The following is a 19,488-nucleotide window of genomic DNA, read 5'->3' on the forward strand; positions in this document are numbered from 1 at the left end:
AGAATCATCAGGCCGTGAGTCACGTTCATTGCCGCCTACACTGATCAGTGATGGCGGCAACGAACGGATTGATGCACAACCTCCAGGGCACGGCCATGCAGCGACAGGAATCACAAAAAATACCTGCGCCGAGCGCAACGGCAGCAGTGTGCACAGGCTGGCGCGGGCAGTTCAATTTGCTGCGCTGGTTTTCGCTCGGCAGTTTTCTGATCATCGCGGCCGTTGCGCTGGGGTTGGGCTATATCTCCACGCGCTTCGTGGTCACCGAAAGCGTGGAGCGCGATGCGTTGCTCACTGCGCAATTCGTCCAGGCCATCGGCGAGGCCGAAATGCGCCACGCCAAAATCAATCCGAACCGCACCATGGGCGAAATGCTCGACCCACGCGAAGACAACAGTTACCCCGACGTCGATCCGGCGGTGCACGCTTCGGCACGCATTGAGTTTCTCGACCATGTCGAACATTTGCCCGACGTTCTGCTGGCCACCGTTTATGCGCTTGATCGCACGATCATCTGGTCAACCAACCCGGAGCTGATCAACGTCAAGATTGAAGACGATGACGAGTTGCACGAGTCGTTCGAAATGAAAGTCCCGGTGTCCTCGAGCTACCACAAGATCGACGACGAGAAGCCTGAGCAGCGACTGTCGCGCGAGCCGAAATACCTGTTCATCGAGAATTACATTCCGATGTTCAATGCCGACCAAAGCAAAGTCGTCGCCATGGTCGAGATCTACAAGGAACCGTCCGATCTGGTCGACCGGATCGACCGTGGATTCGCCTCGATCTGGGCGGCGACCCTGCTCGGCGGCGCAGCGATTTATCTCGGGCTGTTCTGGATCGTGCGCCGCGCCGCAACGCTGCTGCAAAGCCAGCAACAGCAACTGATCAGCAACGAAACCTTTGTCGCGCTGGGGGAAATGTCCTCGGCGGTGGCGCACAGTTTGCGCAACCCGTTGGCAACCATTCGCTCCAGCGCCGAACTGGCTCAGGAAGTCGCCAGCGACGGCGCCCAGCGCAATATAGGCGACATCATCAGCCAGGTTGACCGCATGTCACGCTGGGTGCGCGAGTTGCTGGTGTCGTTACGGCCAATGAGTGACGACGGTGAGGCGGTGGACTTGCTCGCGACGGTCGAAGACACCCTCGGCGCGTTCGAGGCGCTGATTCGACGCAACGGGGTTGTCGTGCGATTCACCCCGCAAGATTGCCCGCCCATCGTCAGTCAGCAGGTGCTGCTCACGCAAATTCTCAACAGCCTGTTCGCCAACGCCCTCGAAGCCATGCCCAAGGGCGGCGTGTTGACCGTGGAGATCGAAACGCTGCAGCCCGATCAGGTAAGCATGATCCTGGGCGACACAGGCAAAGGCATGAGCGCGCAGCAGCAGCAACTGGTGTTCAAACCGTTTTTCACCACCAAGCAGGGCGGGCTCGGCGTAGGTCTTGCTTTGGTCAAAAGAATCATGGAACGGTTTCAGGGGTCGGTCGTCTTGACCAGCCGCGAGCAGGAGGGAACCCGCGTCAGTCTCAACTTTAAGGTGGCATCGGGAGGGGAATATGGAACACAGCATTCTGCTGGTCGAGGATGATGAACTGCTGGCCGACAATATTCAGACCTACCTGGAGCGCAAAGACTTCGAGGTGACCGTCTGCCACTCGGCTGAAGACGCGCTGGAGCAACTGGAAACCTTCATGCCGGACATCGTGCTGACCGACAACTCGTTACCGGGCATGAGTGGTCATGACCTGATCCAGAAGCTGCGCATCAGCGCGCCGGATCTCAAGGTGATCATGATGACCGGTTACGGCAACGTCGAAGATGCGGTGGTGGCGATGAAGGAGGGCGCCTTTCATTACGTCACCAAACCGGTCGCACTGCCGGAACTCAAACTGCTGCTCGACAAGGCCCTGGCCACCGAGCGAATGGAACGCACGCTGTCGTTTTATCAGGAGCGCGAGGCGCAGAAGTCCGGGGTGCAGGCGTTGATTGGCGAATCGGCGCCGATGCAGTACCTGAAAAACACCATCGGCCAGTTGCTCGACGCCGAACGTCGCATGGCCAACACCGATCTACCGCCGGTGCTTGTCGAGGGCGAAACCGGCACCGGCAAGGAACTGGTGGCCCGCGCGTTGCACTTCGACGGCCCGCGCAGCAAAGGCCCGTTTATTGAATTCAACTGTGCGTCAATTCCGTCGAATCTGGTCGAGTCGGAGCTGTTCGGTCACGAGAAAGGCGCGTTCACCGACGCCAAGGATCGCCGTGTCGGTCTGGTGGAAGCGGCGGACGGCGGCACGCTGTTTCTCGATGAAGTCGGCGAAATGGACCTGCTGTTGCAGGCCAAGCTCTTGAAGCTGCTGGAAGATCGGACCATTCGCCGCGTGGGTTCGGTGAAGGAGCGCAAGGTCAATTTGCGGGTGATCAGCGCGACCAACTGCAACCTTGAGCAAATGGTGCAGCAGGGCAAATTCCGGCGCGATCTGTTCTTCCGGTTGCGGATCATTTCGATCAAGGTCCCGCGCCTGCATGCGCGGGGCGAAGACATTTTGCTGCTGGCCCGGCACTTCCTCGCCAGCCATGGCAAGCGCTATGGCAAACCGAATCTGCATTTCAGTGATCAGGCCGAAGAGTTGCTGCTCAGTTACACCTGGCCGGGCAATGTGCGCGAGCTGCGCAACATGCTTGAGCAAACCGTGCTGCTGGCGCCGAACGACACCATCGCCGCGCACCAGTTGAACGTCTGCATGAGCCTTTGTGACGAGTTGCCACCGCAACATCAGCATCAGCAGCATCAACATCAACATTACGAACCGGCGCCGCATTACGAGCCGCGTCCGGCCAGCAACATGGAATCAATGAACCTGCCGGAAGTCGAGCGCGACATGGTGCGCAAGATGCTCGACAAGACCGACTGGAACGTCACCAAGTCCGCCCGCTTGCTGGGCCTGAGCCGCGACATGCTGCGTTATCGCATTGAAAAGCTCGGCCTGGCCCGACCGGATAAACGCCAGTGGTGAGTCCAGTCTCACCGTAACTCCGCTGTGCGAACGATGGAACAATGGATACGCACCCTGTAGGAGCTGCCGCAGGCTGCGATCTTTTGATCTTTAAAAATCAACATCAAAAGATCGCAGCCTGCGGCAGCTCCTACAGGAGGTGTTCAGGGCTCGGTCTCAATGCTGCTGGCGGCTGAGGCAAGCCAACAGGCACGTCGGATCCAGCACCTCGTCATTCACATAAATCCCACGCTCGGCATCGTACGTGCGAACAAATACCCGCACCGTCGCATCCGCCACGGTCGGCAGTTGCGAATCACGAAACACGTGGCGATCCGGGATGACCACGAAATCCTGCGGCGCGGTGTCATCAAACGGCCGTGGCGGCTGCGCGGACAACGACGGCGGAGCGGGGTGGGCGAAGGGCTGGTTCGGCCCGTAGTAGATAAAATTGCTGTCCAGCGCGTGCGCCTGTGTGGCGGCGAGCAGACAACCGGTCAACAACAGCCGTTCGAACATTTGCATGGCGGCACCTGCGAGTGCGGTTTTCCCCAAGGCTATTAACTATAGCTGCCCTGCGGCAGGTCCCGCATTCAAGACGCCGATTGATTGATCACATGCCCCGGCTGTGCGCAAAGATCGATTCCAAGGGCATGGATGATCTTCAAAACCGTATCGAAACGCGGTTTTGCGCCTGGCGCGAATGCCTTGTACAGACTTTCACGACCCAATCCTGAGTTTTTGGCTATTTGCGTCATTCCGCGGGCCTTGACCACATAGCCGATTGCTCGAAGAAACTCTTCGTTATCCCCGTCCAAGAGGACTTGAGACAGGTATTCGCTGATGGCTTCGTCACTGTCCAGCAGCGCTGCCATGTCGAAACTCGTCAAGGTCTGGCTCATGGTTAAACCTCCTTTGCCATTTTTTTTGCGCGTCGGATGTCTGCGCTTTGTGAGGATTTATCGCCTCCGGCCAACAGGACGATCATTGCACCGTTACGCATTGTGAAATACACCCGGAACCCCGCGCCGATATCTACGCGCATTTCGGACACGCCATCGCCCACTGATTTAACATCGCCGAGATTACCTGTAGAGGCTCGATCAATGCGACGTGCGATGGCCACCTTGGCCCGCAGGTCGCGAATTGATCGATGCCAAGCGTGGAAGACTGCTGTCTGTTGAATAAGATAATTCATTGCCCGACTGTATCCAAGTGGATACGAATAAGAGGTCGGCCGAATCCTTTATCAATATTGGAAGCATCGGCAGCGTATGTAGGCAGAAAGTCCCGAACGTGTAGGAGCTGCCGAAGGCTCGGGCCGCGATCGGACGATCTTTTGATTTTTAAAAGCAAGATCAAAAGATCGCAGCCTGCGGCAGCTCCTACAGAGTTGGCTTACAAGTTTGCAACAACCGCAACTGGCGGGCTGATCTAGACTCGGATCTGCTCAATCAGGAGCATCGTCCGGAGTGCGCCATGGAAGTGCCAAACAATAAAACCGCCATCGAAAGCAATCGTCAGGCGTGGAACGATTCTGCTCGTCATCACCAGGATTCGCCGGACTGGCAGGCATTGCTCAGCGAAGTCGCGCAGGCGGATTTTTCCTGCCTGGACGACACTTTGTGTGGCGTGCTGGAACAGGTCGGTGTCGACGGTAAAGAGGTGATTCAACTGGGTTGCAACAACGGCCGTGAGAGCCTGTCGCTGTTTGCCCTCGGTGCGCGGCAAGTGGTTGGAGTCGACCAGTCGAGCGCCTTTCTCGAACAGGCCCGCGAACTGAACAGTCGGTCACCGCACAGCGCCGAATTCATCGAAGCCGATATCCATCGACTGCCGGCGACGTTGCGCAACCGCTTCGACGTCGCACTGATCACCATCGGCGTGCTGAACTGGATGCCCGACATCGGCGAATTCTTTCGCCACGTCGCGCAGGTTCTGAAGCCGGACGGACAACTGGTGATCTACGAAACCCATCCGTTTCTGGAAATGGTCGATCCTGATGGCGAAGACCCGTATCGCCTCGCGAGCTCGTACTTCCGCGCTGAGCCGTTCGTGCAGGAAGAGCCGATCGTCTATGTCGGCAAGGTCGAACAGCAGGCGGCGAAATCCTACTGGTTCGTGCACACCCTCGGCGCGATCTTCAGCGGCGCCATCGGGGCAGGGCTGAACATCGCGCACTTCAAGGAGTATGCGCATTCGAATCGGGAAGAGGTGTATGACCAGTACCTGAACCAAGAAGCGCAGTTGCCGATGTGTTTCACCCTCATCGCCGTCCAGAACTGAGGTCTGTATTGCCCTGACTGGCCTCATCGCGAGCAGGCTCACTCCTACACTGGATCGGCGTCTACACAAAGTTTGTGCTCGCCGAAGCCCACTGTAGGAGTGAGCCTGCTCGCGATGGCGGCCCAATAGCCGCCATCAATCTCGGGACTGAATCAAGCCTGCGCCGCCGCCGTCACCACCGGTCTTTCCGGCTTGCGTAAAGCCTCCAGTCTTGAACCGCTGTAGCGTGTTTCGCGGTAGAAACGCCAGTGCCCGAACAGGTCGTAGACGTGGGTGATACGCCCCTGTTCCTGATAGCCCAAACGCATATGCATCTTCAGGGCCTGTACATTGGCGCCGTCGCAGATATCCACCACTTTTTCGAAACCTCGGGTAGCCATGACTTGCCAAAGTGCGGTCTGTGCATCGACGGTCAAGCTACTGCCGAAATACTGCCGGGTGATTTCGGCACCGAACTGAAAGTATTCACCGGGCTTGACCGGGAACGTGCAGCGGTAGAAGTGGCGGTCGTAATAGTCGCGAGTGCTGGCCCAGACGAACCCGACGGTGTGATCGTCCTGGTCCAGGTACATGTGCCCCGTATGCCCTTCAGCGGCCAGCTCGGCCATGGTCTGCACGCGGTCACCAAAGTACTTGCTGAATGCCTTGGCGTTTTCTTCGGTGATGTCGACTCTGCGCAAACCTTCACAAGGGCGCAGTTTGTTCGGGGCAATCGGCGTGACCAGATCGCGCTCCATCCACAGCAATTCACGGTGAGCGAATACGTAACGTTTGCCCAACGCGCCAAGGGTGCGGCGCAGGCCTCTTTCTCTGATGCGCAGAAGCACTTTTTCGATGACTTTCATGATGCCCTCCGAGGCGCTAGCCCAGGTGTGGTGGATGGTGTTGCCGGTTGAGTTTCGGATGTGTTCGCCGCTGTCGACTTGCCGGCACGCCGTGCGCGCCATTTTTGCAGGGACGGTTTGACGTGGTGCCAAAGGCGTAGCCCCAGGCCCAGCAGCAAGCCGCTCGGGCGCCACGAGTAGAAACTCCAGCGCCAGTGTTCCAGTTGTCCGGTCATGCGTTCGTGCAGTTGGTGGCTGGAGCTTTCCAGGCTGACCCGGGACGCATCGATCCAGCGCCAATGCTCATCCAGCCCCCAGCGAATCCATTCCTCCAGCAACACCCGGCCGCTACCGAGGTCGGCGTACTGTGGCAAAAACGCCAGGTTGTAATCGTAGAGCCGGCCCTGTTCGAGCAGGCCGAGGCGATAGCTGATGCAGCGGCCGTCCAGCTCCAGCGTAACGACCCGCACCAGGCCTTGGTCGGCGAGGGCGGTGAAGGCGCATTCGATCCATTGGCGACTGCGCGGCGTGGCGAAGATCCCGACGCCCTCGTCACCTTTCCAACTGACCGACTCAACTTCCTGCAGCGCTTCTAAAATCGTAGGCATCGACAGCGCATCGGGGGTGATTCGCCGCACTTGCGCGCCGCATGCAGCTATCCGTTTGCGCGCCCGACGCAGCTTGTAGCGCGGGTCGCCGGAGACCTCGCGATGATCGGCATCGCTGATCAGATGCACCGGCACCCGGCAACTCAGGCGTCGTTCAGCAGTGGAACTGCGCGCCATCCATTCGGTGAGCGCACTTTCTTCACCGGCAGGTTCTGACAGTTCATTGAGTTGCAGCAGCGCATGGGGCAGACGCTCACGGATCAGCACCAGCGCTTTGTGCATGTCTTCGCTGCCGAGCAACGACAGCAGGGCCAGGCGATCGGCCAGCGGATAACCCAAGTGATGCAAAACACGAAACGGCACGCCAGCGAAGCGTTCGCGGCTGGCCACCAGTGGCAGGCACAGATGCAATTGCTCTGCTTCCCAGCCGAGCAGAATGTGCAGGCGCTGATCTTCGCCCAAGGCCTGTTCTGCCGCGCACAACCAGCCAAGGTTGTTGAACGGCGTGTGGTCGGCCACACGCAGACGCAGTACCTCGTAGGCCGCTGCCGGGAAATCGGCAGCGCACAGGGACGTGCGCCATTCGAATCGCATCACCATAGGTTCAGGCCGCCGTTGCTGTGACAGGTGGACGGGAAGGTTTACGCAGTTCTTCCAGGCGCGAGCCGCTGTAGCGGGATTCGCGGTAGAAGCGCCAGCGACCGAACAGCGTGTAGATATTCATGATCCGCTGTTGTTCGGTATAGCCCATGCGCACGTGCAGCTTGAGCGCCGGGATGTTTGTCGACTCACAGACATCGACCACTTTGCTGCAGCCTTCCTCGGCCATGGCTTTCCACAGGCGCACTTGCACATCGACTGACAATTCGGTGCCCCAGTAGGCGCGGGTCATTTCGCCACCGAATTCGAAGAACTCGCCGGGTTTCACCGAGAACCGGCAACCGTAGTAATGCCGATCGAAATAATCGCGCGGCGTGCCCCAGATAAACGCCACGGCATCGCCATGCTCGTCGACATGCATATGCCCGGTGCGACCTTCATTGGCCAGCTCGGCCATGACGCCGACACGATCGCCAAAGTAACGGGTGAAGGCACTGGCGTTGTCTGCGGTGATCTTCATTACGCGCAGCGGTGGGTAGGGTTTGAGGTTGTGCGGCGGCACGGGGCTGACCAGATCACGCTCCATCCACAGCAATTGCTGATGGGCGAAAATGTACTTTCTGCGGATCTTGGCCAAGGTCGCTCGCAGGCCGTTACGACGGATATGTCCGCTGAGTTTTTGCAAAAGATCCATGGTCTCTTCTCCTGATGAAGGTAGCCACGCGCGGCATGACGCTCGCAGGGCAGAAGGGCGGTTCATGAAGCGCTCCAGCTCAGGGCAAACAGGGTTTGCCCCGGCAATTCGAAACGCACACGCCCGTTTTCACAGACAAACGGTGCGTCCTGTCTGCGATTGTCGGCGCCGAAGTAACGCAGGGCGCCATGTTTCAGCGGGCATCTGGCACCGCTTAGTTCAACCCGTTGCAGGCGCGTGCCTTTGTTCACCCCAAGCAGTGCGCGCTGCTCGTCGCCGGCCATCGCCAGGACATCCACCTCAAAAGCGTCGTTATCCAGTTGCAGCACTTGCGGCAGCCAATGCCGCGCGATGAATTGCTGGGCAAGGCCCACCGGTTTCAATTCCAAACGACCATTGTCCAGCACCCGCACCATGCCTTTGCCGTAGGGCGGTTCATCGGCTGCCTGAAACCAGTTGAGCATGGTCAGCAGCCCATCCTGAGACGCGTTGATCACCACCGAGGCCCACCACAGCGAGGTGAAATGGGTTTCCTGATCGTAGGGGCTCAGGGCTGAGCCACTGGACAGATTGGTCTGATCCAGCAGCAACGCTTTGCGTGGTTGCCCTTTGGCGTCCAGCCCCACCAGGTCTGCTGCGCGGCGCACGCTGTCGCGGTAGACCCGGGTAGCGAGCAGGTCGCGAATCATCCATTCATGCCAGGCCAAGGCATCGACCTGATCGGCAGATTCACCGAGCAGACGCCGCGCCCAGTCGATACCGCGCTTGTCCGCCGCGTTTTCGGTGAACGGTCCGTTGACCAAGCGTGAGCTGGCCGGTATCGCGATGCGCACGCCAGCCTTGGCGTTGGCCGGATCGCTGCGCACCTGCCGCGCCATGCTGTTGAAGATCGCCCGGTATTGTTCGTAGCTTGAATAGTTGAGGTTAGGCTCGTCGGCGAAACCGATGTAATGCGTGCCTTTGCCACCCAGGGCACGGGTGCCGGCGAGCCAGGCGTCGAGGCCACTGTTGCTTTGTACATCGGCGCGCAGATCGGCCTGTCGCCCGGTGCCGGCGAGCAGGGTGATGTCCTGGCGAATGCCGAAGCGATTTTGATAAAGCTGACGGAAAGCGTCTTCGAAATGCGGATTCTTCGAGGTGACATCAACGAAGCTGTAGTAACTCGCAGCGCTGGGTTTCAAGGCATCGAGTAGGGCGTGACTGGACGGCGGCGGTACGAGGTAAGGCAGTGCGATTCCCAGATCCGGCGTGCGTCCGAGGACTTTGTCGTGCAGGGTCAGACGCGTCTGCCCCGGTTCTGACTGCAAGGGTTTGAGCTGCTGCGGATTCTGCGCAAACAGATTCGCCGTGCCGTCGAGCCAGAATGCTGCTTTGCCCCTGCCTTGCAGAAGCAGGCGCCAGACCTGCGGTTGTTCGCTGACGGGCAGCGCGACTTGATCGAACTGCCAATAGGCACGATAGGGTTTCAGTGCCAATGACAGTTGCTGTCCATCGCCAACCCGCTGTGCCTGCAAACCGCTGACGCCACCATGGAACTTGCCGGCCAGCACCGCGTGTTCGCCGGGTGCGACTCTGAAATACAGCTCAGTGCCGTTACGCACCTCCGCGCTGAAATGCACCTTGGCCGGGGCAAACAGCGCCACGGTTTTTTCGTCATGTTCGATCCGGTAACCGCGGAAACTGTAGCCGGGAATCTCCAGTTGATAACTCGCCGCGCCAGGCGCCAGCGGCCAGCTCTGGCTGCCACGGGTTTCATTGGCCTTGATCAACCGTTCGCCCTGCAACTTGCCCTGACCGTCGAGCAGGTACAGATGCTCTTCGTTGGCCTCTGCCTGCCACGCCGGCACCCAACTGACGGTCACGGTGTCGGCGCGATCGGCCTGCAGGTACAAACTGCCGTCGCGGATATCGCCCCAGCGCATCGACGCCGCGTAGGCGTCCAGCGACAGGCCGAGACCGAGCAGCAGGGCCAGGCGTTTCATGCTGCCTTCCGGCGTTGCAACATCAGCCACATCGGGGTGATGTCGCTGGGCAGAATGATCAAGGTTTGCCAGAACGGCACGCCACTCAAGCGGCAATAAAGCACCAGCATCGCCACGGTGACAGCCAGATAGGCGATTGAAGAAGCCGCCGCTGCACCGACAATGCCGTAGGCCGGAATCAGCAGCAGATTCAGCGCCAGATTGAACACCGCGCCCAAGCCCATCAGTAGCGACACCGTGCCGGGGCGGTCTTTGCCAATCAAGTCCAGACGCAGAATGCTCGCGTAGCACAGGCCCAGCAGGCCGGGCAGCAATGCGAGCAGCGCCGGATAGGCCGGCTGGTAGGCAACGCCGAACAGGGTGACGATCAGCCATTCTCCGATCACCGCCATCGTGATGCAGGCGCCCAACATCACTGTGGCAGTCAGACGCAGCGCCAGCGGGGTGACTTTGTCCATGCCTTTGTCCTGTTGCAGCAGGCGCTTCATCAGCGGTGTGGTCACCGCTTCGGGGACGATCAGCAGCAGTTCGGCGGCGGCGCTGGCCATCGCGTAATGACCCAGCGCGGTGCTGCCGAGCAGGGCGCCGATGAACAAGTAGTCGGAGCGCAGGATGACTTGCTGGAACAGCAGATCCGGATGGCTGCGTGCACTGAAGCGCAGCAGTTCGTTCTGGCTGGCGCGGTCCCATTGCAGCTGCATCGGTTGCGCGCGTTTGAGCCACATCCATCCCACCAGCACCACCAGGCTGATCCCGGCCAGCCAACTGATCAGCGCCGCTTCCAGCGCAGCACTTTTCCACATCCAGAACAGCGCAAGAAACAGCAGCAGCGGCGCCAGCGATTCGATCAGGCGCAGCACGTTGAACGCGACCACGCCGCCAGAGGCGTTGTGCAATGTCAGCAGGCCGCTTTTGAGTACGGTCAGCGGCACCGCCAACAGCAACAGCCAGGCCAGCAGACCGAGTTGCATCGTTATATCCAGTTCGCCGCCGAACTCACGCACCAACGCAACCACCAGCAAGGTCAACAGCCCCGCCAGCAGACAGCCGAACACCAGCACCTGAGCGAGTAGCAAACCCATCGGCCGCTGCTTGGCCGCTTGATAGCCGACCGCTGAATTCAGCCCGCCGCTGGTGGCGGCGCTGATCAAGTCCGGCAGGGTGCTGAGCAAGGCAAACAAACCGCGTTCACTCGGCCCGAGAATCCGCGCGAGCAACACGTTGCGCAACAGACGCAAGGCGATCATCGCCAGTTTGGTACCCATGCTCAGGGCCAGATGCTTGAGGTAGTTGCCTCGGCTCATGTGCGTGCCCCGCGAAAGATTCGTAACGACAGCAGTTCGGGATTGCGTGCGGTGCGTTGACTGACGCCGAAGCGCGGCAGGTTCAAAGGGTCGCCGGCCCCACGATAAAGACCGGTAGCGGTGCCGAGGGCAAACGGATAATCGTGATTGGCGACCTGCTCGCGCACGCGCTCATCGTTATCGCCGTTGGGGTAGCAATACACCGGTAACGGCCGATTGCAGCCGTTGTTCAAGGCGTCGCGACTGCGGCTGATTTCCTGGGTCAGGCGCGCACTATCAAGGCCTGTAAGAATCGCGTGGCTGGCGCCGTGCGGGCCGAACCGAATCAGCCCCGAAGCTTCCATTGCGCGCACCTGATGCCAGTCCAGGGCCTGCGGCAGAGAATCCTGCGGGCACTCGTCGGTGAGCCGTTCCAGCACCTGCGGGTCGAGATCTTTCAAACTCTGCAGATAATGCAAAAGGGCCAGACTGCGCCGCTGCACATCGATGTCATCGACCAGCACCGGCAATGGCTTACCGATCGAGCGCAGGTATTCGATCAAATGCATCCGCGCCTTGTCGCCATGGCTGCCCCACAGCGTTTCGCCCAGGCTTTCCCACCAGAATCGTTGACGACTGCCAATGAAATCGGTGGAGAGAAAAATACTCGCCGGCACCTGATGTTTTTGCAGCAGCGGGAAGGCGTTGACGGCGTTGTCGCGCCAGCCGTCATCGAAGGTCAGCGCCACTTGCGGGCGCTCGGTGCGCAGCGAATTTGGCTGAAGGATTTCCATCAGCGGCACGCAATCGAAATGCTTGCGCAGCCACACCAGCAAATGCTCGAAGGCCTGGGGCCCGACGCACAGTTCATTGCGGTGCGGCAGATCGGCGGCGCGGTCGTTGGCCAGCACCCGATGCAGCATCAGGATCACCCCGGCGCCGTGCAACTGATTGCGGCCCACGGACGAGTTGAGATAGAGCCAGCCACTGGTGCGTTTTAGAAGTTGTTTGATCGCCATGGCCTCAGTCCTTTTTATCGGTTCTGTTCCGGATTCCACTGGGCATACCGCTGGCCGCGCAGAAACTGCCACAGGCCGAGGCTCATGCCCGCCAGGGTGACCAGCAAAAACGCCGCCAGACGGAATGGTTTGGGCAAACGGTGTTGCGAATCGAGCAGGCCGGCGATGGCGATCGTGTAGCCGGTCAACTGCGCGATCAGGCTCAAGCGATAAAAGCCGTGTTCTTGCCAAAGCCAGAAGTTGCTCAGCAGTAACGGTAGCAACAGCACCGGCGCCAGTCGGCGGATCAATTTGTGGCTGATCAAGGCGATCGAATACAGGCCGTGCTTGAACGGATTGAGCAGCTCGCTGCGTTGCGCCAGGCTTTGCAAGCCGCCAACGGTGACGCGCTGACGCCGGCGAAATTGTTTGCCCGCCTCATCGACGCCATGGTCGATCACTTGCGCTTCAGGCACGTAGACGATGCGTTTGCGTGCCACCGGAGCACAGGTGCTGATAAAGAAATCGTCGTTGACCTCGGCCGGCACGTTCTGGAACAACTCGCGGCGCAAAGCGAGCAGGGCGCCATCGGCGGAAACCATGCAACCGGTGCGATTCTCCACGCGGCGCAGCCAGCCTTCGTAGTGCCGGTACAGGCTGTCACCGACGCTCAGGCCCCCGCCGGTGACCGGAATCACCATGTGCCCGGCACAGGCGCCAACTTGCGGATCGCTCAGCGGCGCGAGCAAGTGGCCGAGGGTGTCGCGTGACCATTGATTGTCGGCATCGGTGAACACCAGAATGTCGCCGGTACTCAGCGCTGCGCCGGCATTCAGCGTAGCGGCTTTGCCCTGGCGGGGCAGGTCGAGCACGGTAATGCGTGGATCAACCACTTTGTGCGCGCAGGCCACGGTGTCATCCGTCGAGCCGTCGCTGGCGAGAATGATCTGCAGCGTCGCCGGCTGATAATCCTGAGCCAGCAGCGTGCGCAACTTGTGCTCGATGTGTCGCGCCTCGTTATGCGCGGCAATCACGATACTGATGTTCAGCGGCGGCGCCGGCGTATGGCGCCAGGCCGGGAACAGCGGCGCCAGCAAGGTCAGCAGCAGCGGATAACCGACGTAGGCGTACACCGGCAGCAGCAGGCACATCCAGAAAATGAATTCAGCCACGGGCAGGCCTCCTGGCGTTCCAATGACACAGACTGAGAACAAGTGCCGCGCTGGGCAGGTGCAGGCGTAACCAGTGCAGACCCCACAGTTGCAAGGTGAGGCGAACGTTGTGGTGCTTGATACTCTGCCGCACGCTGAGCACCAGACTCGGCAGCAGGGTCAGCACCAGCAGGATCACCGCGAGCTGCGCGAGGCCGGCGAGCAAGGCAACGATCAAGAGAAAATCCGTCACCCAGACCAGCAGCGACAGCAGCGGAAAACGCAGCAGGCGCAGGCTCATGCCATGGGTGCGCAGCAACTGCAGGTGACTGCCCTGACGCCACAGTTCCTTGCCCATCCACTCGCGCCAATTCATTTCGTAGCCCCAATGCAGGGCGATGCTGGTATTGATCGACAGCAGCCGTGCGCCCTGTTTGCTCAGGCGCAGGGTGTATTCCTTGTCCTCACCGGTGCGCAGGGTTTCGTTGAAACCGCCGACGACATCGAACCAGCGTTTGCGCATCAGCAGGTTGGCGCTGGGCAGCCAGTCCACGGTGCGGCTGGCGTGCGCTGATGGCCGCAGCATGCGCCGTTGCCAGGCGGTCGCGTACCACGGCGCGGCGGCGGGGGTGTGCAGGTCCAGGCCGAAGATGTCGCCCTGAGCGTCTGCTTCGAGGGCGAACAATTGGCTCAGCCAGTCTTCGGGCATTTCAATGTCGGCATCGATGAACGCCAGCCATTCACCACTGGCAACCGTTGCGCCACGATTGCGCAAGGCGCCGATCAGCAGGCCGGGCAACACCAGAACCTGTGCGCCGAATGCGCGGGCGATCTGTGGCCCGTCATCAATGGAGCCGTTGTCGACGACAATCAGTTCACAGTCGATGTCGGCGGCGTTCGCGGCTTTGCGAGCGGCCAGGAGGGTGCGGCCGATGTGCCGTGCCTCGTTGTACATCGGAATGACGATGCTGATCCGGCTCATGCCCTGGCCTCCGTCAGCGGTGCTTGCTCGGCTTTCAGGCGCAGCACCCAGGTCAGGGCAAGCATGATCCACAGGTATTTCAGGTTCGGCGCGCTGAGAAACATCAGAAACAACGTCAATGACAGAAAACTCATTCCAAGATGAGTCACCACGTCCGCGTGCTGCCACTCGCGCCGTTGCAGCCACGCGCGTCGTGCGCGGATCAGGTTGTAGAAACCCTGCACGAGCATGCCGACAAACAGCAGGCCGGCCGGAATCCCCAGTTCGCTGAAAATCTCCAGGTAAGTGTTGTGCGCCCGGCGATACAGGTCACCGATCTTGCGGTTGGCCGAGAATGCCTTGGCGTAACCGGTGGTCGCGTAGTGCAGCGGGAAGGTCCCGGGGCCGGAGCCGAGCAGCGGATGTTCGCGGATGATCTGGCTGCCGACGACAATGTAGGAGGCGCGACGGCCGAGTGATTCGTCCTGAGCCTTGGCCCCGGCGCTCAAGATACTCAGCGACTGGATGCGTGCCAGATAACCGGCAGGCATCGCATAAATCGCCAATGGCAGCACGATGGCGGCGCCGAGCATGGCAAAGCCGAAATGCCGGGGACGGATGCGGGTGAGGTGCTGGCGGTAGTGCCAGACACCGATCGCCAGACTCAAGGCCAGTACCACCAGCCCCGAGCGCGATTCTGTCTTGGTCATGCCGCCGAGCAGCAAAAGGCAGCAGCCAGCCCAGAACAAACGCTGCAAAAGGTTCGGACTGCGAATCACCAGCAGCAGGCCCAGCGGCACGGCGAAGGCGATCAGCAGAGCAAAGGCATTGGGGTCATCGAGCAGGCCGGCGGCGCGGCCCTTGTCCTGGAATCTGCTGGAAAACATCGCCATGGCGCAGGTGGCGCTGACGCTGAGCGTGACCAGCCGGGCGAACAGATCGAGGTTCAGCTCGCGCCCGATCAACAAAGTGATCACGAACAGAATCAGGCCCACGCTCAGTTCACGCAGATGACTCTGTGACATGCCCAGGTTGTCGGTGGCGAGCAGGCTCAGCATGTACAGCGCCATGAAACCGATCAGGTAGCGCCACAGATTGCTGCGCAGGCGCTGCGATGGAATCTGGTGCAATGCCAGTTGCAGCATCAGGATCAGCGCCAGCGAAGCACCGAGGAATTTGCTCCCGGAAAACATGCTGTCCTTGAAGAACCCTTCAAACGGCACCAGCGCGGCAATGCCAAGCAGGCCCCAGGACGGTTTGCGGTACAGCACCGTGAAACCCAGCAGCCCCAGCACTGCCCCCGGCGCCAGATACGGATAAGGACTGACCAGCAAAGCCATGCAGACCAGTGCCAGCAGACTGACGATCGAGAGCGGGAAAATCATGCGCGTGCCTCCCGTGCGGTGCGGATGTACAGCTGCGACCAGTGTTCGGCCAAGGCCTTGAGGTCGTAGCGATCCTGTTGCGTGCGTTTCGCGTTGTCGCGCAGTTGCCGGGCCAGGCCCGGTTGCATCAGCAACGTATCGAGCTGGCGGGCGAGGGCTGCGCTGTCGGTGGGCGCGGCGAGCAGGCCGTTATGCCGGTCTTCCAGCACATCGGGAATCCCGCCGACCGCGAAGGCCACCACGGGCACCCCGGCCTGCATGGCCTCCAGCAAAATCATCGGCGTGCCCTCGGTGCGCGAGCTGATCACCAGCGCATCGAGTTGCTGCCACCAGCGGCGCATGTCGGTCTGGTAACCCGGCAAACGAATGCGCTGCTGCAAACCGGCGGCATCAATGCGCGCCTGCAACGCCTCGCGTTCCGGGCCATCGCCGAGCATCACCGCGTCCAGTTGCGGGTGTTGCACGCACAGCGCAATCAGCGCGTCGAGAAACAGATCCGGGCCTTTCTCGCTGCTCAGGCGTCCGACGTAACCGGCGAGCCAGCGCTGGCGATCAGCATGGGGAATCATCTCGGCGTGAGCCGGCAAACCGTTGGGAATCACTTGCAGCTTGTCGGCCCGCACACTGGCCTGGCGGTGGATGGCCGCGATGCTTTCAGCCACGCACACCACCCGATCAACCGATGCGGTGCGGCACAGTTGCAGGCTCAGCCAGGTGTAGAACTTTTGTTTGCGGCTGCGCGGGGTGAAACCGTGTTGGGTGATGACCAGCGGCAGGCGCAACAGCGTCGCGCCGAGCCAACCGAATAACAGCCCCTTGAAATTGTGCGTATTGATCAGCGGCCGTTCGCTGCGGCGTTGACGCAAGTGCCGCAGCAAGGTGCCCAGGCCAGTGCAACCTTGCGCGTCGACCCCGGCCTCACGAAAGCGCGCGATCAGTTCCGGCGGCGCGTCGAGGAACAGCACTTGATGCTGTCCCGGCGTCGCCAGGCAATGATCGAGCAACATGCGCTCGGCGCCATAGAAGCCACCGCTGCTGAGCAAATGAATGATCGGCAGGGCGGCGTTCGGCGGGGTCGACATGTTCAATTGCGCACCCAGTGCACAAAGCCTGGCACCGACCAGTTTCTGTGCGGATTGCCCGGCAGCGCGTCTTGCTCGTTGATCACCAACAGCACCGGCAGCCCCAGTTCATGGCTGATTTGCGCCGGATGTTTGAAGCGATGATCAAAGAACTCCCGCACATAGACGAACGCGATCGCCAGCAGCAGGCCGGTGAGCATGCCGAACGGAATGATCAACATCGGTTTTGGGAACGCTGCTTCAGTCGGCTCGAACGGCGGACTCAACACCCGGGCGTTGGACAGGTCGTTGTCCAGCGAGCGCGTGGTGCTGCTTTCGGCAAAGCGCTGCGCGTAGGTCGAGAACGCGGCGTGCAGGGCGCCTATCTCGGTGTCCATCTGCCGCAGCTTGCTCTGGGTTTGCTGCAACTGGTGGATACGCTCCTTGAACTCGGCAATGCGCGCGGTTTTCTGCTCGATCACCTGGCTGACCACCGACAGATCGATCGTGCGCTCCTGGATGCGGTTATTGACCACTTTGAGGAACTGCTGGCGAGTGCGGGCAATTTGCTCGCGGGTCAGCAACATCGGCTCGCTACCGGGCTGGAACACCGCCAGATCATTCATGTAGCGGCTGACCTGAGTGGTCAGCGCCTCGCCCATCTGTCTGATCTCGCGGTCTTCGAACGCGATGTTGTCCACCGTGGTGGTGAAGGTGAACGGAAAGGTGTAGTCGTTGAGTTTGTTGGTGTTGGCAGCGGCCAGACTGGTTTTCAAGTAATCGAGCCAGCGCTGGCTTTGCAGCAAGCGATCGCGGTACAGATTGAGTGCCTGCTCCTCGGTGTTGATTGCATTGAGGCGAAAGGTGATTTCCTCCTTCGGGTCGGACGAACCGACACCTTCAAGCAAACTCAGCCGAGCACCTTCCAGTCCGTCGAGGCGCACTTGGTATTGATGCTTTTTGGTTTCATAAAACGAATGCGGCAGTTCGATCGATTGCAGCGCCTGACGGCTGACCAGATAGTTTTGCAGCAAGGCTGCGACAAACGTTGTGCCCTGGGCTGGATCCGGGAAGCTGTAGACAATCGAAATCACATTGGAACCCGGCAGGGTTTCGATCTTCAGATTGTCGATGGCTTCTTGCGTCAAGCCGTCGAGTACCGTGTCGCGCACGGGATCGGTTTCCAGGCCCAGCGTGCTGCGCAGCGGGTTGACCACGTATTCGCGCAACGGCGAGCTGACGTAGCGTTTGAACGGTTCACCGAGCAGCTTGCTGAGCATGCCTGGCGCTGGGGTGTACTCGCCGTTGTCGCGCAGCTCGCTGATGGTCTGACGAATCAGCGCCGGCGAACGCAGGATATTGCTTTCGGTTTCCATGTCCGCCAGCGACGGCGGAATGAACGTAGCGTTGTCTTGGGTCAGCGAGGTGGTCGCATCGCCCTGGGAGAGTTTTTTCGACTGCACGATCACCTGCGCGGTGATATCGAAGCTCTGCTTGAGCAACAGCGGCAGCACCAGCGCGATCACTGCAAAGATCAGGAAGACACGCTTCACCAGTTGCTTGTTGGCGAAGAAAATCCTGAAGAACTCGTGCAGGTAATTTTCTTTTGGGTTCATGTCGTTCACCTGAGAGTCAGTTGTCACTGCCTTTGTTGTCGACGCGGTAGCCGAAGCTGAACCCCACGCCCTGGAACAGCACCACGTCGGCCAGTTGGCGGGCGAGTTCGCCGGCGCTGGCAAGCTTGGTTTTTGGCACGTAGAGCATGTCGTCCGGTTGCAGGTAGGCGATCTGCGGAGCCTCGCCTGACAACGCCTTTTCGACGTCGTAATTCATCGCCTGCACCTGATTGCCATTGCGCCGCATGATCACCACCGAATCGAGGCGCGCCTTGACGTTGGTGCCGCGGGCGAGGGTCAGGGCTTCAAGCACCGAGACCGGACGGCGGATCGGGTAGGAGCCAGGCTGGGCCACTTCGCCCAAGACGTAGATCTCGTTGCCAGCCGTGGATTTGAGCAGCACATCGACGCTCATCCGCCCTGGCAATTGCGCGTATTTTTTGTTGAGGAAGGCTTCCAGTTGATTGACGGTCATGCCTTGCATTGGCACGGCACCGATTTCCGGGAAGCTCGCGTAGCCGTCAGTCCCCACGGTGATCTCGCGGCTCATGCCGGTGGCGGGGTGGTTGAGGGCACTTTTGAGGTTCTGTTCGTTGCTCAACGGGCTGAGGACTTGCACGCTCAGCTGATTGCGGTTGGGCTGGAACAGTTGTTTGCGTTGATAAACCCGCTGGATTTCCTGGCGCGCTTCCTCGCTGGTCAGCCCGGCGATTTTCACCGAGGTGTTGGCGCCCGGCAGTTCGATGGTGCCGTCGGGCAGCACCAGTTGCGTGCCGTTGAGCTGGCTGGCGGCGGTGAAGTTCAGGCCGATCTGGTCACCCGACTGGACGCGGTAAGCGTCCGAGCCGCTGGTGCTGATGTGGAAAATCACATCCAGCACGTCTTTCGGGCGCAGGGTCTGCTCGACCCTCGGCATATCGGTTGCCTGGGCGTTGGCCGGTGCGGCGGTGAGGATATTCACCGGCATGTTGCGGGTATCGGTATTGCTGGAGCAGCCCGCAAGCGGCAGCAACAGCAGGACAAGCATTTTGGCGTTCATGGCGTC

The 19,488-nt window shown here is 60.4% G+C and carries 18 protein-coding genes; 3 read left to right on the forward strand and 15 right to left on the reverse strand.

All coding sequences use genetic code 11. The features are described 5' to 3' along the window. Window positions 1-95: 95 nt before the first annotated feature. Window positions 96-1,589: a sensor histidine kinase gene (locus tag ACA061_RS10465; RefSeq protein WP_150602495.1), complete on the forward strand. Its 1,494-nt coding sequence runs from the start codon at window positions 96-98 to the stop codon at window positions 1,587-1,589. Continuing rightward, a complete protein-coding gene (locus ACA061_RS10470) occupies window positions 1,558-3,015 on the forward strand; it encodes a sigma-54-dependent transcriptional regulator (protein WP_497301421.1) in 1,458 nt (485 codons plus the stop codon). Before ACA061_RS10465 ends, ACA061_RS10470 begins: the two co-directional genes overlap by 32 nt. A gap of 156 nt (window positions 3,016-3,171) precedes the next feature. Here the strand turns inward: ACA061_RS10470 and ACA061_RS10475 are convergent, their stop codons facing one another. The 3 genes from ACA061_RS10475 to ACA061_RS10485 all read right to left on the reverse strand — a co-directional run bounded on the left by ACA061_RS10475 (window position 3,172) and on the right by ACA061_RS10485 (window position 4,192). After that, window positions 3,172-3,519: a hypothetical protein gene (locus tag ACA061_RS10475; protein ID WP_210555539.1), complete on the reverse strand. Its 348-nt coding sequence runs from the start codon at window positions 3,517-3,519 to the stop codon at window positions 3,172-3,174. 68 nt (window positions 3,520-3,587) lie between these two features. Then, entirely contained in the window at window positions 3,588-3,896 is a 309-nt protein-coding gene (locus ACA061_RS10480) for an addiction module antidote protein (protein ID WP_150602284.1), read from the reverse strand. A gap of 2 nt (window positions 3,897-3,898) precedes the next feature. After that, complete coding sequence (locus ACA061_RS10485) at window positions 3,899-4,192, reverse strand: type II toxin-antitoxin system RelE/ParE family toxin (RefSeq protein WP_150602283.1); 294 nt, start codon at window positions 4,190-4,192, stop codon at window positions 3,899-3,901. 281 nt (window positions 4,193-4,473) lie between these two features. Here ACA061_RS10485 and ACA061_RS10490 point away from each other — a divergent pair, with 281 nt between their 5' ends. Beyond that, complete coding sequence (locus ACA061_RS10490; protein WP_497301422.1) at window positions 4,474-5,280, forward strand: class I SAM-dependent methyltransferase; 807 nt, start codon at window positions 4,474-4,476, stop codon at window positions 5,278-5,280. A gap of 152 nt (window positions 5,281-5,432) precedes the next feature. Here the strand turns inward: ACA061_RS10490 and ACA061_RS10495 are convergent, their stop codons facing one another. The 12 genes from ACA061_RS10495 to ACA061_RS10550 all read right to left on the reverse strand — a co-directional run bounded on the left by ACA061_RS10495 (window position 5,433) and on the right by ACA061_RS10550 (window position 19,482). Further along, window positions 5,433-6,125 (reverse strand): N-acetyltransferase, encoded by a 693-nt coding sequence (locus ACA061_RS10495; protein WP_497301424.1) that lies wholly within the window; start codon window positions 6,123-6,125, stop codon window positions 5,433-5,435. After that, window positions 6,122-7,312, reverse strand: coding sequence for a GNAT family N-acetyltransferase (locus ACA061_RS10500; protein WP_497301426.1), 1,191 nt, complete (start codon window positions 7,310-7,312; stop codon window positions 6,122-6,124). The genes ACA061_RS10495 and ACA061_RS10500 overlap by 4 nt, the downstream gene beginning before the upstream one ends. A gap of 4 nt (window positions 7,313-7,316) precedes the next feature. Continuing rightward, window positions 7,317-8,006 (reverse strand): GNAT family protein, encoded by a 690-nt coding sequence (locus tag ACA061_RS10505; RefSeq protein ID WP_150616529.1) that lies wholly within the window; start codon window positions 8,004-8,006, stop codon window positions 7,317-7,319. Window positions 8,007-8,068: 62 nt separating this feature from the next. Next, complete coding sequence (locus ACA061_RS10510; RefSeq protein ID WP_497301428.1) at window positions 8,069-9,988, reverse strand: hypothetical protein; 1,920 nt, start codon at window positions 9,986-9,988, stop codon at window positions 8,069-8,071. After that, a complete protein-coding gene (locus ACA061_RS10515) occupies window positions 9,985-11,292 on the reverse strand; it encodes an oligosaccharide flippase family protein (protein WP_497301429.1) in 1,308 nt (435 codons plus the stop codon). The genes ACA061_RS10510 and ACA061_RS10515 overlap by 4 nt, the downstream gene beginning before the upstream one ends. Beyond that, window positions 11,289-12,290, reverse strand: a complete 1,002-nt coding sequence (locus tag ACA061_RS10520; protein ID WP_150602276.1) for a polysaccharide deacetylase family protein — start codon at window positions 12,288-12,290, stop codon at window positions 11,289-11,291. Before ACA061_RS10520 ends, ACA061_RS10515 begins: the two co-directional genes overlap by 4 nt. A gap of 14 nt (window positions 12,291-12,304) precedes the next feature. Continuing rightward, entirely contained in the window at window positions 12,305-13,441 is a 1,137-nt protein-coding gene (locus ACA061_RS10525) for a glycosyltransferase (protein ID WP_497301430.1), read from the reverse strand. Then, window positions 13,434-14,402, reverse strand: a complete 969-nt coding sequence (locus ACA061_RS10530; protein ID WP_210555544.1) for a glycosyltransferase — start codon at window positions 14,400-14,402, stop codon at window positions 13,434-13,436. The genes ACA061_RS10525 and ACA061_RS10530 overlap by 8 nt, the downstream gene beginning before the upstream one ends. After that, window positions 14,399-15,766: an O-antigen ligase family protein gene (locus ACA061_RS10535; RefSeq protein ID WP_095188418.1), complete on the reverse strand. Its 1,368-nt coding sequence runs from the start codon at window positions 15,764-15,766 to the stop codon at window positions 14,399-14,401. Before ACA061_RS10535 ends, ACA061_RS10530 begins: the two co-directional genes overlap by 4 nt. Continuing rightward, on the reverse strand, window positions 15,763-16,848 hold the full coding sequence (locus ACA061_RS10540; protein ID WP_497301431.1) for a glycosyltransferase family 4 protein: 1,086 nt from the start codon (window positions 16,846-16,848) through the stop codon (window positions 15,763-15,765). The genes ACA061_RS10535 and ACA061_RS10540 overlap by 4 nt, the downstream gene beginning before the upstream one ends. A gap of 2 nt (window positions 16,849-16,850) precedes the next feature. Continuing rightward, on the reverse strand, window positions 16,851-18,443 hold the full coding sequence (locus ACA061_RS10545) for a GumC family protein (RefSeq protein WP_210555547.1): 1,593 nt from the start codon (window positions 18,441-18,443) through the stop codon (window positions 16,851-16,853). 16 nt (window positions 18,444-18,459) lie between these two features. Continuing rightward, complete coding sequence (locus tag ACA061_RS10550; protein ID WP_150616521.1) at window positions 18,460-19,482, reverse strand: polysaccharide biosynthesis/export family protein; 1,023 nt, start codon at window positions 19,480-19,482, stop codon at window positions 18,460-18,462. Between the last annotated feature and the right edge of the window lie 6 nt (window positions 19,483-19,488).

The sequence above is a fragment of the Pseudomonas sp. LBUM1668 genome (assembly GCF_059695715.1).

Coding starts and splice junctions, on each gene's coding strand:
- ACA061_RS10465 (WP_150602495.1), top strand. CDS start 96: ATGCAGCGACAGGAATCACAAAAAATACCTGCGCCGAGCGCAACGGCA.
- ACA061_RS10470 (WP_497301421.1), top strand. CDS start 1,558: ATGGAACACAGCATTCTGCTGGTCGAGGATGATGAACTGCTGGCCGAC.
- ACA061_RS10475 (WP_210555539.1), bottom strand. CDS start 3,519: ATGCAAATGTTCGAACGGCTGTTGTTGACCGGTTGTCTGCTCGCCGCC.
- ACA061_RS10480 (WP_150602284.1), bottom strand. CDS start 3,896: ATGAGCCAGACCTTGACGAGTTTCGACATGGCAGCGCTGCTGGACAGT.
- ACA061_RS10485 (WP_150602283.1), bottom strand. CDS start 4,192: ATGAATTATCTTATTCAACAGACAGCAGTCTTCCACGCTTGGCATCGA.
- ACA061_RS10490 (WP_497301422.1), top strand. CDS start 4,474: ATGGAAGTGCCAAACAATAAAACCGCCATCGAAAGCAATCGTCAGGCG.
- ACA061_RS10495 (WP_497301424.1), bottom strand. CDS start 6,125: ATGAAAGTCATCGAAAAAGTGCTTCTGCGCATCAGAGAAAGAGGCCTG.
- ACA061_RS10500 (WP_497301426.1), bottom strand. CDS start 7,312: ATGGTGATGCGATTCGAATGGCGCACGTCCCTGTGCGCTGCCGATTTC.
- ACA061_RS10505 (WP_150616529.1), bottom strand. CDS start 8,006: ATGGATCTTTTGCAAAAACTCAGCGGACATATCCGTCGTAACGGCCTG.
- ACA061_RS10510 (WP_497301428.1), bottom strand. CDS start 9,988: ATGAAACGCCTGGCCCTGCTGCTCGGTCTCGGCCTGTCGCTGGACGCC.
- ACA061_RS10515 (WP_497301429.1), bottom strand. CDS start 11,292: ATGAGCCGAGGCAACTACCTCAAGCATCTGGCCCTGAGCATGGGTACC.
- ACA061_RS10520 (WP_150602276.1), bottom strand. CDS start 12,290: ATGGCGATCAAACAACTTCTAAAACGCACCAGTGGCTGGCTCTATCTC.
- ACA061_RS10530 (WP_210555544.1), bottom strand. CDS start 14,402: ATGAGCCGGATCAGCATCGTCATTCCGATGTACAACGAGGCACGGCAC.
- ACA061_RS10535 (WP_095188418.1), bottom strand. CDS start 15,766: ATGATTTTCCCGCTCTCGATCGTCAGTCTGCTGGCACTGGTCTGCATG.
- ACA061_RS10540 (WP_497301431.1), bottom strand. CDS start 16,848: ATGTCGACCCCGCCGAACGCCGCCCTGCCGATCATTCATTTGCTCAGC.
- ACA061_RS10545 (WP_210555547.1), bottom strand. CDS start 18,443: ATGAACCCAAAAGAAAATTACCTGCACGAGTTCTTCAGGATTTTCTTC.
- ACA061_RS10550 (WP_150616521.1), bottom strand. CDS start 19,482: ATGAACGCCAAAATGCTTGTCCTGCTGTTGCTGCCGCTTGCGGGCTGC.